The sequence below is a fragment of the Methanocalculus sp. genome, assembly GCF_030651615.1.
GTDB lineage: Archaea > Halobacteriota > Methanomicrobia > Methanomicrobiales > Methanocorpusculaceae > Methanocalculus.
Genome location: NZ_JAUSCG010000238.1, coordinates 1 through 14,032, shown reverse-complemented (window position 1 = coordinate 14,032; position 14,032 = coordinate 1). Strand labels below are relative to the sequence as shown.

Sequence of the window (14,032 nt, the reverse complement as noted above, 5' to 3'; positions counted from 1 at the left end):
CAACCGTACTCGAGTATGCGGTTCTTCACCTGAAGGTCAAAGACATAGTCATCTGCGGCCACTCGAACTGCGGGGCGATCCGCGCCCTTGACAAGGAGAGCAACGATTCCTACATCCCGCTCTGGCTCAACAATGCCCGCGAGGCAAAGGAGCGGGTGGATGCAAAAATTAAGCCCCCGACGACACTTGCCGAAAAGGATGAGCGCTACCGGTTAATCGAGCATGAGAATGTGCGGCTCCAGATTGAGCACCTGTACACGTACCCGCTGCTCAAAAAGGCTGTTGACGAGAAGAGGGTAGAAGTGCACGGCCTCTACTACGATCTTACAAACGGGCTGCTGAGCCGGGTAAAGTAAACACCTTTTTTTTAAAACTACCCGATCCGAAAGGTTTTTTCATCCCCGTCATTCCAGTATTTTTGGATACATTACCGTTCGGCACGAAGGTATGACATCAGGCTGGATGATGGTACATTTCTCAGGACAACGGAATCATATGGCTACCGGGCTGAGGGGGACGGCACGCTCATCTTCTGGAAAACCGACCCCATCCCGGCTGATGCAGGCGTATTCCATGCAACCTTTACGAAGTTCAGGGATCAGAAAGGGCTCTGGGAATTTTCTATTGATCTGAGTCAGGTATAGCCTGAAGAAGGGTGACATGAGCACCCGGGACCCGCACCCACCCTCACTTTGTCCCCGACGGCCCATACAGGAACTCGCAGATCTTCCTTCCAAGATTCTCCTCCCGCATCTTCAGCTTTACAAGATCATAATCCCCATCCTTGTAGGAGGTGAAGAGGAAGAAGAGAAAATCAACTGTCAGGTTCATCACCTCTTTTTTGAACCGGACCTCAAGCATTGTATCGCCGGTAAAGCCCTTGATGGAGAACCAGTCCGTCTTTTCGAACTTGTAGAAGCCTTCGCCGAGAGCCGGGAGCGATTCAACCGTCCCAAAGTGCGAGAGAAAGAGGAAGAACCCCTCCGGTACCGGTTCGCTGATGAGAAACTCCTTCATAAAGGAGCCGTCTGCACAGACCTTATGCCGTACTGACCGGACGATTCGCATGTCTTGCAATCTCCCGTATTGCTTCTGCTGCAACCCGGCACTCCTCATCGGTCGTGAAGACAGAGAGGCTAAGGCGGACACAGCCCTTCCCTCCGTCAATTTCGTTATGCACAAGCGGTGCACAATGAAGCCCGGTACGTGCAATGATGTTGTATCCCCGTGCAAGAATGAATCCGACATCATCATTTGCGAGCCCGTTAATGTTGAAGGCGATCACCGGCAGATCCGGATGTTTGTTGTAGATTGTGATATTCGGCTCTTTGCAGAGCTCCCTGATGATGAACGATGTCTGCCGCATCGACTGCTCCTCAATGGCAGAAAGCCCCTTCTCCTCAATGAATGCAACTCCTGCTGCAAGAGCCGCAAGACCGGGATAATTCTGGGTCCCGATCTCAAACCTCTCCGGCATCTCAGGGGGATGATCGAGTGAGAACGAACTCGTGCCCGTTCCCCCGAACCGGACCGGAGCAATCCTCTCCGGGTCACGGAGATAGAAGCCGCCTGTTCCGGGCAGACCGAGAAGGGCCTTGTGGCCGGTAAAGACAAAGGCATCAACGGGCAGATCGCTCAGGTTGATTTTGATATGGCCTGCGGTCTGTGCTCCGTCTACGATGAAAAAGATCCCATGATCATGCAGGATCTTTCCGATCGAATGGATATCCTGCAGAGAACCGAGCACATTGCTCCCGTGTGAGAGCACCATCAGGCGGGTGTCCGGCCTGATCGCCGCCTCAATCATCTCCGGCCGGATAGAGCATTGATCATCGAAACTGATGATCTCCAATTGAAAACCGGATGATGAATGCCGCTTCTTCAGTTCATGCAGCGGTCTGAGCACAGAGTTGTGGTCAAGCGCTGTCGTGAGGACGTGGCAGCCGGAATCAGAACCACTCGTTTGCTGTTCGGTATAAAATTTCTGAATAAACCCGGAGATCAGGATATTCAGGGAGTCCGTTGCATGGGCAGAAAAGACGATATGTTCCGGTGGCTCTGCCCCAAGGAATGCAGCGATCTTCTCCCGTGCAAGAGAGATATAGTCCTCCCCCTGTGTCCCGGTCGTCCTGCCCGACCCGAAGACAGGCAGGGAGAGGGATTGTTGGATGGCCGCGATCACGCCGGGAGGTTTCGGCCAGCTGGTGGCAGCGTTATTCAGGTAGATGAGAGGTTTTTTAGTTTCCGGGGAGGAAGATCGTCCATCTGGCATCTGATTGAGTTGATCTGGCGGGTGTGAAGAAAAAGGAATCGATATACACATGATCCCTACGGATTCATGAACGAACTATTCAAGAGAGATATGCCTTCAGTCTCCAGATAAGGTAGAGCGGAATCTCCAGAACCTCACCATATTCATCTGAATGCCAGGCAATATTCCTGATACTATCGTATTATGTGTGTCTTGTACACATTTTTCCAACCTATTTTGTGATATATGTGCACATTTTCCTAACTTAACCTATGAAGAGCCATACTTTGAAAGATCCCCGGATAGAGAACCAAATTTCCAGCCTGCCTTTTTCTCTCATCACTCTCACACCCTCTCTTCCCGCCGGTAACATCCGCATTACAGCCTGCTGAACACCTATGCAGGGGGATATGGAGGTACATCCGGGAAACCGAGAGCGATCCAGCGATCAACGGAGCATCAACGCAGACGAACAACGGAAGATATGAGAAAAAGGTATTTTCCCAATCAGAGAAGAAGAATAACAACGGAGAGAATCTATGAAGATAAGAACGATTACAACAGTAACCCTCGTGCTTGCACTCTGTCTCCTCTTCACGTGCGGATGCACCACGACGACATTCCTGAAGCTGGACGAATCTCCTGAATATTCTATTCGGGACATTCTCAACTCCACCAAAATCGCAGATTAGAATTTCAAATCAAATAAGTATTCAGACATCGACAGAAAGAACAATACATCCAACTGCCAGGCAATACCTGATAGTTCAATCCATCTGCAATCCAACAGTTCGCATCAATAAATATCGGGAGGTGATGTCCAGACATGGAGAATAAAAAACATATACGAAACAGCACAGCCGAATTTTTAATCTTCACTGTATCATCAGGCGAAGAATCAATCGAAGTCCGGTATGAGGATAATACAATCTGGCTTAGCCAGAGGGTGATTGCAGTACTCTTTGATGTGACTACTCCGACAATAAACGAGCACCTCAAAAATATTTACGAAAGCAGGGAGCTAAAGCAGGAGGCAACTATTAGGAAATTCCTAATAGTTCAAAAAGAAGGGAACCGCGATGTCACACGAGGTATCGACCACTATAGTCTCGATGCAATAATATCTGTCGGATATCGCGTAAATTCACAGAGAGCCACACAATTCCGCCAATGGGCAACACAGGTCCTTACTCATTTTGCAATAAAGGGATATGTAATCGACAAAAAAAGAATGGAGAACGGAAGTGTTCTGAGTGTAGACTACTTCGAGCACCTCCTCGCCGAAATACGTGAAATTCGTTTAAGCGAGCGAAGGTTCTACCAAAAAATTACCGACATCTATGCTACAAGCCTCGACTACAACCCCGATGCACCCACAACAAAGGAATTCTTTGCAAAAGTCCAGAACAAACTCCACTTCGCAATACACGGAAATACTGCCGCTGAACTGATAGTGAATCGTGCAAAAAGTGAAAACGAAAACATGGGGCTTACAACATGGGAAAACAGCCCCAAAGGTAAAATTCTAAGAGCCGACGTGACAGTCGCCAAAAATTACCTGACCTCCGATGAACTTGAATCTCTCGGCAGAATAGTCAATGCATGGCTTGATCTCGCAGAAGACCGTGCAAAACGAAAAATTCCAATGACAATGGAAGACTGGTGTAGGCGCCTTGATGCCTTCCTGGAATTCGATGAGAGAGAGCTTCTTACAAATGCCGGAAAAACAACTGCCGAAGCTGCAAAAGAGTATGCCTTATCTGAATTTGAAAAATTCAGGGTTATACAGGATAGGCTTTTTGAAAGCGATTATGATCAGATGATTCAGGAAGCAGAAATAAAAGCCCTTAAGAAGAATCCATAAACAAGCGCTGGAGAGAAGAAGAACCAGGAGTATCCCCGATGATCCACACCCACAGAAACATCATCCTGATCGGCATGCCGGGGGCCGGGAAGAGCACTGTTGGCGTCCTCCTTGCAAAGGCGCTCGGCATGCAGTTCATCGACTGCGACATCCTGATCCAGCAGCAGACCGGGAGGAAGCTTCAGGAGATCCTCGACACAGACGGCCCCGATGCATTCCGGCAGATCGAGGAGGAGGCGATCCTCTCCCTTCATCCCCGTCATTGTGTGATCGCAACAGGCGGGAGCGTCGTCTGGAGCAGGGCGGCGATGGAGCACCTGAAATCACTTGGATTGGTTGTGTACCTGGAGATCTCTTATCCAGAGATGGAGAAGAGGATCAGAAACATCACCACACGGGGAATCGTCCTCATGCCGGGCCAGACGCTACGGGGGATGTACGAGAGCCGGGTGCCACTCTATGAACAATATGCCGATTACACAATACCGTGTTCCGGTGAAGACCCCGAATCTGTTGTAGGGAGCATCATCACAATCAGCCGGCAGGAGTAGAGTAACCGTAAAAAAGAGTTATGAAAAGACCTCGACATTGCGATCATATTCTGGATATTCGAATCAGAAGCTCAGAATTTCGCAAGAACACCCGCTACTCAAATTCGATTTCTGCCACCAGGACCCACTCTCCCTCCTGTTCATCTAAGCTGACCGTAAGCATGCCCCCTTCATGCACGCCATAATCCGAATACGGCTCATTTAAGAGCGTTCCCTGAAACGACATGCCATCCTCTGACTGGCTATTCAGGCGAACCCAGACCAGTTCGGGTTGGATGACCATGTCGGTGGTGAAAAGCAGAACCGATACATCATCAAAATACACAGGGGCCCTGAACCTGTCGATATCCACTCTCTTTCTCAATGTGTGCAGCATTTCCGGATCATAATAGAGCATCCATCTCTGCTCCTCATCAATTGAGAGGACCAGTAATTCCTCTCCGGAGAGGAGTTTATATGCCTCAACGTCTTCTGAAATAACGGTCAATCCCTCGCCGTGATTATCAAAATGGCGAATAATCTCAGGCAGCGTATCGGGAAGGCGCCGGCAGAGCGAATGGATACGGAAGAGAATGCCTTCTTCATGATCCACATAGAAATAGCCGATGCAGCTGTCGGCATCCGGCAGCAGCAGCCCCTTCCCGGAGAGAAGATCGGAAATCGGAGTATTAATCTCAGCCACCGCCCACCTGTTGACGATCTCCCGATCCCCAGTGCGTGAATGTTTCGTGTCCATAGTACCTGGTACATGCTCTTCATCCACAGAGGTAAAGTGGTTTCGAATTGTTCAGGGAATTGTATTGATTCCTGGATTCAGACAATAAGATCCTAACAAAGACACTCGCGATTATGAGAGATGACCTAACAGATGCATCACCGGGTGCACTATCCCATGCTCCGGAATCATGTAGACAGATAATTATTCCAGGAAGACGATGATATGCAGATAGTACAAGGCACCGGATCATCGGCGACCAATAAACTGTAAACGCAGAACAGACAGGGGGTGGAGTAGGTGAATGTTCGGAACCAGATAATTGTCATCATCGTCCTCGTAATCGCAGCTCTGGTTTTGGGGCTTGGTGTTGCCACCCACATGCTCATTCTCAATGATTTTGCCGATCTTGAAGACGATCACCTCGAGGCAACGATGGAGAGGACCATCAGGTCAATTGAGAGGGAGCAACAGTTCCTCTCAACAAGTGTGATGGACTGGTCAGACTGGGATGACACGTACTTGTTTGTGCAGGGGATGGATCCTGAGTATGAACAGAAGAACCTTGATGAATCGGTATTTCAATATTTTAAACTCAATGCAATGGTCTTCACCGGACCGGATGGGGAGGTGGTCTTTGCGCGTGGGTTTGACCCGGATGAGGGTGAGGAGAGAGAGGTTCAACCGCAGCTCTATACACTCCATGACTCCCTCCTGATATCTGATGCCGAAGAGCTCTCCGGGATCTTTGAAACAGAAGACGGGCTTTTGCTCGTTGCAATACGGTCGATCCGGATGAGCTGGGGAGAGGGACCGGTCATGGGAACCCTCCTCTTTGCACGTGCAATGGATGAAGGATGGATAGCGAACCTCTCGGATCTCGCCGGGGTTCCAATCCAGATCACCGACATCCCGTACAAGCCCCTGCCAGCGGGTGAGCCCTCTCTCTCCATTTCAAAAGAGGGAGATACCATCACCGGATCGGCCATAGTTACCGATCTCTTTGGAGAGCCGGTTATGGTGCTCTCGATAACCCAGGAGCGAACAATATACAGGAAGGGAATTCTCGCCTATCAGTCGGGGGTGGTAGCGATCCTGATCTTCTCGGCAATCACTGCCATCCTCTTCTACCTGCTCATAAACCATTTTTTCCTCAGGAGAATTACCCGGCTGAACCGGGAGGTGCAGAATATCACAAGCAGTACCTCCCTGCATCAGTTGGAATCGACGGTGATGACGAGGTGGCAGAACTCGCAGCCTCGATAAACGGAATGCTCGAGTCCATAGAGAACGATCAGCAGGTGATCCGTGAAAGCGAAGAGAAATACCGCATTATTGCAGAGAATACCGCAGATATCATCTATATCTGTGACATGAACCTCAATCTCACCTATACCAGTCCTTCGGTTACGAAGGTGAAAGGTTTCACCATTGAGGAGGCGCTTGCGATGCCAATTGAAGAGAGGAATACTCCCGCCTCCATAAAAGAGATCATAGCACTCTTTGTTCTGGAGATGGAAAAAGAAGCCTCAGGTGCTGCTGATCCGGACAGAACCGTCACGTTCGAGAGCGAAGAGTACTGCAGGAATGGATCAACCATACTGATTGAGAACTCTGTCCGGTTCCTGAGGAATAAAGACGGTGAGCCGGTTTCAATTCTGGGTATCGGCCATAATATAACTGATCGGAAAAAGGCAGAAGATGCACTTCAGCTCACAAATGCAAAACTCCAGCTCCTCTCCTCCATCACCCGCCATGATATCCTGAACAAGGTGATGATTGTGAAGGGATACCTCGGGCTGGCAGAGGAGGAACAGGGCGGGGAGATGCTGACAGAGTACCTGAAACAGGCACAAACAGCAACTGATGAAATTCAAAGACAGATCGAGTTCACACGCGAGTACCAGCAGCTCGGGATACAAAGCCCGGCATGGAAGACCATCAGCAGCCTGATTGAATCAATCGATGACAGAGAACTCCCGATCGCCTGTGATTGTGACCGGATCTCGATCTATGCCGACCCGATGATCGAGAGGGCCTTCTTCAACCTCTATGAGAACACCCTCCGCCATGCAGAAGGGGCAACCCTTGTACAGATCCGGTGTGAAGAGACCAATTCCGGTCTGCGAATTACCTGGGAAGATGATGGCCCCGGCATCCCGGATAAGGAGAAGGAGATCATCTTCGAACGCGGGTATGGCAAGAACACCGGATTTGGATTATTCCTTGTCCGCGATATCCTTGATATCACCGGGATTACCATACTTGAGGATGGGGTTGCCGGGGAAGGCGCCCGGTTCAGGATGCTGGTGCCGGAAGGCGGGTACCGGACCGGATAAGAAAAGTACACGCAACCTTTCTCAATCCCGCAAATACCGGGCATATACATCATCAGGGTATCAGTGCGTCCACTCAATGATCGGAATCTCCGGACCGACTGCTTTGATGATGTAATCCCTCATGTCAGCATAATGGGGGCAGGGGAAGCCGATCGGATTACCTCTCATAATGCATGATGCAAAAACGATCGCTTCTGCACCGCGATCGACCATCATCTTTGCCCGTGGTATTGCCCGTTTGCCCGGACAGCCCCCGCATGTCACAAAACCAACGATATCAACAGGCCCTATCTCACTGAAGGCGCCTTTTCCCTCTTTTGCAATGCTGAAATCTGTCGTTCCCGTGCACATATCCTCGGTCATCATACATCGTATTATTCCGACTTTCATAGAGGTGAATGCATATGGCAGATGATAATAGTTTGGATTGAGGAGAAACAAGTGCACTCCCACCTGTTTCAACAAATAGTTTCAATCCTCTTAAATACCCTAGTTTTTATATATCGAAAAGGAGAGTTACCATATGAACAAGCAGATCTCCTTCTCTGCAATCATCATCCTGGTGATTGCTCTGCTCGCTTGTGCGGGCTGTGTCTCCGATCACCCGGTGTATGAAAAGTCGAGCATCGGTGAGATGGAATACAACAAAGGCCTTGCCGAATATGAAGCCGGAAACTTCCGGGCCGCAGAAGCCGCATTTGAAGGATCAGCGGCATGGTACTTTGCAAATGGTTTCCCGGATGCAGGCATCACTTCACGGAATGCGATGTTTAAGACGATCCGAACCTATGGCGAGTTCCCATTCAATGAGGCTGCCGCACGGGATGCCCTGAGAGAGGCGGTGCCCGGCATCACCGATTCAGAGATCGATAGCTGGCTCACAGATCACGCCCAGACGCTTGTTTCTGATGGCGAGACCCTCTACTTCTCTGATACCACGAAGAACTACCTCTATGCCCACACAGAGATCCTCCAGAAAAGGGATCTGGGATTTTCGTTTGCCTTTATGTCCCGATATGCTCTGGCAGAGGATCTCCCAACAGTCAATCTCCCTTACCGAAACCCGGTACGATATGAAGGGACCATGCATCTTGAGATCGCAGAAGAGGATCTCCCTGCAGGAGGAACACTGAAGATCTGGTACCCGCACCCTATCGAGACCAATATCCAGCAGGATGTCTCAGTCACGAATATGGCATACCCGGAGTACATCGTGAAAGGGCCGGATGTTCATGGCGATATCGGGATCATCTACTATGAGATCCCAGTCGATGCTATCAAAGGTAACCTGCTCATCACGATTGATATCGGATTCACATCCTATGAAGCCGTTTATGTGATCGATCCCGAGATGGTCGGGGAGTATGACACCAGCGATCCGAGGTATATCCTCTACACGAGATCTGAACGGAACATCGAGATAAACGATGCAATCAGGAACAAAGCCCGTGAGATCGTCGGGAGCGAAACAAACCCCCATAAGCAGGCCCAGATGATCTACGAACATATCATCACCACCTACCCCTACAGCCATGTCCCGCATATGTCACTTGATGCCAAAACCCCGAAGGTGGCTGAATCAACCCATATGTTCATAACCGGCCATGGCGACTGCGGCACCCAGAGCATGCTCTTCTCTGCATTCTGCCGGTCACTCGGCATCCCCGCCCGTGCAACAGGCGGCTACCAGATGATCCTCCAGGATGCGCCAAGCCCCCACTTCTGGGCAGAATACTATCTCACGGGATACGGGTGGGTGCCGGTTGATCCGACCGTCGCCGAGGGTGCCGAATGGTTCGATATCCCTGAAGAGGACCGGATAGCCTTTAAGAAATACTATGGAACCAACATCGACCCGGCCCGGCTTGTCATCCAGAAGAATGTCGATGCGACAGTCGAGCCGGATTACCCAGACGATGCAGCAGTCTTCAGGCTTGTCAGGCAGTATCCGGTGATTCTAAGCGATGCATCCATGCAGGATATGGAGTTTTTGGCAATGGGGGGCTTCAGAATCAATCTTGTGGCGAAGAACTGATTCTCCTTTTTTTAAACTGATGTGGGCGACTACTCCGTCAATCCCGGTCACTTCTTCTCCCGCCAGCATGAAAGACCGGGCGATACCAACTGTTGATAAGATTCTCCCCAGATAGCGTACCATCTCCCGAACGCGGACGTTTTTTACCGTTGATATGGCAGAGAGGGTACACATGAAAATGTGATAACGAGGGAGATTATTTGACTCGTTATATGTCACTGGATATCGAGGATCCAGGAGAAATAGCAAAAAAGGAAAATTATTGGTGGCTGGTGGTAATAGTGGTTATTTACGCTTCTTATACCGCCCCATAATCTGACCTTTTACTCCCTTATCCGTAGTCCTTTGGCGGATACGATAATCCGCATGAGTTTTTGGGTTATGTATTCTTTCAAGTGCCATTTTATTTCACTCCATATAAATTTAACAATACTAATGAGATTATAAATAGGTATTGCATTCTTCTGTTTTTTGAAACATACCCCCACTCTCATGCAACCCAAATGATGCCTTGTTAACCACATCATAACAACCTACCCCTACAGCCATTTCCCGCATATCACTCGACAGCCGGATACCGAAAGTGGCTGAATCGACCCGAGGTTTAAAACAGGCCATGACGAATGCGGCACCCGGAGCATGCTCTTCTCGGCATTCTGCCGGTAAATCGGCATAAGCGCCCATGTAACCGGCGGCTACCAGATGCTTTTCCAGAATACGCCAACCCCCCATTTCTGGGCTGATTACTATCTCCCGGGATATGGAGCTTTTGACAATGGCAGGTTTCAGAATAGAACTCATGATGAAGAACTAATTCTCCATTTTTTTAACGAAGCTGCAAGTCCTGACGTTCCAAATAACACCGGACGAGTTCAGGATCAAAGATCCAGCAGACTTTGCCATTGGCATCAATGGCAATCTTGTTTGATTCAATCAGGTACTCTATAGCGGTTTTGAAGGTCTGGTACATCATTTTCCGTGGGAGAGATGACCAGAGAGCTCGCCGCCGGAATTCACCGCTATACTCCTGAACAAACTCCTCAATCATCCGGATTGTATCAAGTGTAGGAGAGTGTGCCGAGGTACTGGCAGCTGACATACACAATGTGGTATCATATAACTATACATAACAAAAGCTCAACGAGGCTAGAATCAGAAATCACCCTTCCCACCATCTAATCCCTACATTCCTCACGTTCAAGCTCATCCAGAAAATCAACAAGGAATACATGCCTCTCCTCAGCCATCTCAGTTGCAGTTTCCGTATACATCCGATCCTTCAGCTTCAGCAGCTTCTTATGAAAGTGAGCGACCGCACCCACTATCCCGGTGCCATCCTCCCCCGCCTGCATGAAGGTTCGGGCGATGCCGACTGCACCCATCGCATCAAGCTTGTCGGCATCCGAGAGGATCTCAGCCTCGAGCGTCTCCGGGGCAATCCCCGAGCTGTACCGGTGGGCACGGATCGCATGGGTGATCGAATTGATCCTATCGCCGGGATACCCGATTGATCGGAGATACACTTCTGCCATCTCTGCCCCTTGCTCCTCATGGGGCAGACCCGTCTCAAGTTCAAGGGAACGGGCGATATCATGGAAGAGGGCGGCTGGGATGAGTATCTTCATATCCGCACCCTCGTTGTTGCCCATCATCTCAGAGAGACGGGTGACCCGTGCAGTGTGATCGAAACCGTGGGAACCTGAATCCTGAAAAAAAGTCCTGACATACTCTGACATCTTCTCCATCTCTTCATCCATAAGAGATATCTGAGATTTAAAAAGAGAAAATGATCTCCTTTCAACTGCTATAATCTGCAATCCATCGCCAGATTATTGCCGTGCATAGGATAAGGTGACAATGATCCAGAGAGGGGCCATGATTGAGGGGCTTATCTCGTCAGGAGACACTCAATGCATTCGAATGAGGCAGTCTCCGATACGATGTATCAGATCTACCGGGCCAAACCATCTCCAAATGCAGACCACATTCCTTTTGGCACCCTGATCTCAAATCTCGCTCCTTTACCAAAAATCCCTGTCTCTCTGATGTGAAGCCCGGTGATACTGAGGATCTCACGGGAGAGGAAAAGCCCAAAACCGGTATGCTTCCCAAATCCTTTCTCAAAAATCTGTTCTTTCTGATCATCAGGAATTCCGGGGCCATCATCCTCCCAGATAATAAGCAGATCATTCTCAAGAATCTCGCAGTGGATCTGAACCATGGTGGCCCCTTCCGCATGCGCTATGGTATTACCCATTAAGTTATAGAAGACCTTCTCTATCATCGGGTCAGCCAGCAAATTCAAATTCATACAATCATGTTTTATCCGGATCAGAGGATCACTCAGTTTTTTGATCAGCTCTGAGATCTGGAACCATTCGGGCTTCTTCATACCCAGTTCCTCATACGTGTGGGTGAACTCGATCTGTTTCTCTATAGAGGTGATAGCATTTTCGATATTATGGAAGTACCTCAAAAGATTCTCATCCTGAATCAGATCTCTGGAAAGCCAGAGATATCCGTTAACACCCATGATCTTGTTGAGAATATCATGCCGGGTGATGCTTGAGAGGATCTTTAACTTTTTGTTTGCGACATAGAGTGCTTCTTCTGTGAGTTTCTGTTCGGTGATATCATGAAAGGTTCCGGAGAGCTGGAGTGGTGATCCATCCGGGAGACTCCGGGTTATCTTCCCTCGGATAATCATCCAGACCATGCTGCCGGAAGAATGCTTCATCTGGCTTTCAACTTCAAAAAAGGGTGTTTTTCCCGTGATATAAGCGACAAGTCTTTTATCAACGAGAGGATTTTTTTCAGGCTGCAATAATGTATCCCAAAAGGTATGGTATGATCGTGTGCCTTTGTGTTCATAACCAAGGATATTACATGCCCGTTCATCGATTACAACTTCCATAGTGGGAATATGAAGTTCCCACATTCCTGTTTCAGATCCAAAAAGTGCAAGCTGAAGTCTGTTTTCATTCTCCTTAAGCGCTTCTTCCACCACCTTACGATCGGTGATGTCGCTGAGGATGACACGGTAGATCTGCTCACCATCTTTCTCCTGTACGGAGGTGGCTTGAAGATACACCCAGATATGGGTTCCATCCTCTTTCATCATTCGCAGTTCACACCCCTGTATCCCGCTGTTCTCAAAGAGCAGCTTGCGGTGCATATAGTAGATATCCTGATCTTCTGTATGGATGAAGCGGGTAATCGGCTGTCTGAGGAATGCCGCCCTCCCGCTTTTACCAAGTAAGTTGACAACTGTCAGGTTCGCCTCAAGGATCAGCCCCTTTTCATTGACAGTACAGTACCCCACAGGCGCCAGATCATAGAGTTCAAAATACTGCGCCCGGGATGCATCCAGATCCACCAGTGTTGCTCGCAACTCTTCATTCTGCATCTCCAGCTCGATCTGGTGCACCTTCAGTTCATGAAGGGTCTTCCGGACTTCACTGGCTGAAAGGGACGCACTATCCTGAGCGAAAGACTCTGCTTTATGTCTCGCGATCTCTTCAGCTCTCCGGCGTAGTTCGGATAAATCACGTGATTTTTTGTCTTCTTCACTCATTCTGCACTTCCCTCTTTTCTGTTGCGGTCAGGGTTTTCAAGCGAAGCGCAGGTAATTCCAATGAGGGCACCTCTGGTGTCACGTAATGGCTCAATGGTCAGATCGTATCGTATCGGTCTGCCATCACGGGTAGTTTGTACTTCCTGCCGCGTTCCCTCCCCACGTTCGATCACCTGTTGTTTGATGGCTGTCAGCTTTGTGGCATCCTCTTCAGGCACCATTTCTGCGTCAGTCTTGCCGAGCATCTTCTCCGCAACAATCTCCGGATTGGTACTAAATATCCAGGTATAGCGCAATGCCAAATCCTGATTATAGACGACAATAGGGAAGGCGCTGAGCCCGATACGCATACGCTCTTCATTCAGACGAATTTCGTCTTGTGCATTCTTTACCTTCGTAATATCAACAAAGGTGAGCACAGCCCCTTCTATTTTAAGCGTACGATACGGCAGGATACGTAATCTGTACCACCTGCCATCCTTGTTCTGCACATCCATTTCTTTGGGTATCAGCGTGTCCAGCACGGATTGTGCATCCTCTGCCAGACTATCATAACCGACGAGATTGGAGAGGATATGGGCTACCGGCCGCCCGATATCCCTTACGATCAGATTGATGATCCGGGTGGCTTCGGGAGTGAAGCGAAGGATCTCCAAATTGAGATTTACAAAGATGGTGGCAATACCGGTCCCGGCTATCAGAT

At 49.2% G+C, this 14,032-nt stretch carries 16 protein-coding genes; 7 read left to right on the top strand and 9 right to left on the bottom strand.

What is annotated here, in order from left to right; translation table 11 throughout:
- The coding region (locus tag Q7V06_RS09995) for a carbonic anhydrase (protein WP_304841085.1) at positions 1-356 on the top strand (356 nt) is incomplete at its 5' end.
- Between the two features lie 331 nt (positions 357-687).
- Here the strand turns inward: Q7V06_RS09995 and Q7V06_RS09990 are convergent.
- Both Q7V06_RS09990 and Q7V06_RS09985 read right to left on the bottom strand, forming a co-directional pair.
- Positions 688-1,068, bottom strand: coding sequence for a hypothetical protein (locus tag Q7V06_RS09990; protein ID WP_304841084.1), 381 nt, complete (start codon positions 1,066-1,068; stop codon positions 688-690).
- Positions 1,040-2,272, bottom strand: a complete 1,233-nt coding sequence (locus Q7V06_RS09985) for an aminotransferase class V-fold PLP-dependent enzyme (protein WP_304841083.1) — start codon at positions 2,270-2,272, stop codon at positions 1,040-1,042. Before Q7V06_RS09985 ends, Q7V06_RS09990 begins: the two co-directional genes overlap by 29 nt.
- A gap of 518 nt (positions 2,273-2,790) precedes the next feature.
- Between Q7V06_RS09985 and Q7V06_RS09980 the strand changes: the two genes are divergently transcribed.
- The 3 genes from Q7V06_RS09980 (at position 2,791) to Q7V06_RS09970 (ending at position 4,666) form a co-directional block, all read left to right on the top strand.
- The gene (locus Q7V06_RS09980; protein ID WP_304841082.1) at positions 2,791-2,943 is read left to right on the top strand and encodes a hypothetical protein; all 153 of its coding nucleotides are present in this window, start codon (positions 2,791-2,793) and stop codon (positions 2,941-2,943) included.
- A 134-nt stretch (positions 2,944-3,077) separates the two neighbouring features.
- Entirely contained in the window at positions 3,078-4,115 is a 1,038-nt protein-coding gene (locus tag Q7V06_RS09975) for a virulence RhuM family protein (RefSeq protein ID WP_304841081.1), read from the top strand.
- A 38-nt stretch (positions 4,116-4,153) separates the two neighbouring features.
- Positions 4,154-4,666: a shikimate kinase gene (locus tag Q7V06_RS09970; RefSeq protein ID WP_304841080.1), complete on the top strand. Its 513-nt coding sequence runs from the start codon at positions 4,154-4,156 to the stop codon at positions 4,664-4,666.
- Between the two features lie 94 nt (positions 4,667-4,760).
- Here Q7V06_RS09970 and Q7V06_RS09965 read toward each other — a convergent pair whose 3' ends face one another.
- Positions 4,761-5,402: a hypothetical protein gene (locus tag Q7V06_RS09965; RefSeq protein ID WP_304841079.1), complete on the bottom strand. Its 642-nt coding sequence runs from the start codon at positions 5,400-5,402 to the stop codon at positions 4,761-4,763.
- Positions 5,403-5,681: 279 nt separating this feature from the next.
- Between Q7V06_RS09965 and Q7V06_RS09960 the strand changes: the two genes are divergently transcribed.
- Complete coding sequence (locus tag Q7V06_RS09960) at positions 5,682-6,647, top strand: CHASE4 domain-containing protein (RefSeq protein WP_304841078.1); 966 nt, start codon at positions 5,682-5,684, stop codon at positions 6,645-6,647.
- The gene (locus Q7V06_RS09955; protein WP_304841077.1) at positions 6,623-7,720 is read left to right on the top strand and encodes a PAS domain-containing sensor histidine kinase; all 1,098 of its coding nucleotides are present in this window, start codon (positions 6,623-6,625) and stop codon (positions 7,718-7,720) included. Before Q7V06_RS09960 ends, Q7V06_RS09955 begins: the two co-directional genes overlap by 25 nt.
- A 60-nt stretch (positions 7,721-7,780) precedes the next feature.
- Here Q7V06_RS09955 and Q7V06_RS09950 read toward each other — a convergent pair whose 3' ends face one another.
- Positions 7,781-8,110 (bottom strand): CGGC domain-containing protein, encoded by a 330-nt coding sequence (locus Q7V06_RS09950; protein WP_304841076.1) that lies wholly within the window; start codon positions 8,108-8,110, stop codon positions 7,781-7,783.
- Between the two features lie 133 nt (positions 8,111-8,243).
- On the opposite strand from Q7V06_RS09950, the gene Q7V06_RS09945 reads away from it, so the two are divergent.
- Positions 8,244-9,755: a transglutaminase-like domain-containing protein gene (locus Q7V06_RS09945; RefSeq protein WP_304841075.1), complete on the top strand. Its 1,512-nt coding sequence runs from the start codon at positions 8,244-8,246 to the stop codon at positions 9,753-9,755.
- Positions 9,756-10,196: 441 nt separating this feature from the next.
- Here Q7V06_RS09945 and Q7V06_RS09940 read toward each other — a convergent pair whose 3' ends face one another.
- The 5 genes from Q7V06_RS09940 to Q7V06_RS09920 all read right to left on the bottom strand — a co-directional run.
- Complete coding sequence (locus Q7V06_RS09940; RefSeq protein WP_304841074.1) at positions 10,197-10,556, bottom strand: hypothetical protein; 360 nt, start codon at positions 10,554-10,556, stop codon at positions 10,197-10,199.
- A 25-nt stretch (positions 10,557-10,581) separates the two neighbouring features.
- On the bottom strand, positions 10,582-10,854 hold the full coding sequence (locus tag Q7V06_RS09935; RefSeq protein WP_304841073.1) for a hypothetical protein: 273 nt from the start codon (positions 10,852-10,854) through the stop codon (positions 10,582-10,584).
- A gap of 76 nt (positions 10,855-10,930) precedes the next feature.
- A complete protein-coding gene (locus Q7V06_RS09930) occupies positions 10,931-11,512 on the bottom strand; it encodes an HD domain-containing protein (protein ID WP_304841072.1) in 582 nt (193 codons plus the stop codon).
- A 194-nt stretch (positions 11,513-11,706) separates the two neighbouring features.
- A complete protein-coding gene (locus tag Q7V06_RS09925) occupies positions 11,707-13,329 on the bottom strand; it encodes a PAS domain S-box protein (RefSeq protein WP_304841071.1) in 1,623 nt (540 codons plus the stop codon).
- Positions 13,326-14,032: PAS domain-containing protein (locus Q7V06_RS09920; protein WP_304841070.1), on the bottom strand; the 707-nt coding region annotated here is incomplete at its 5' end. The genes Q7V06_RS09920 and Q7V06_RS09925, both read right to left, overlap by 4 nt.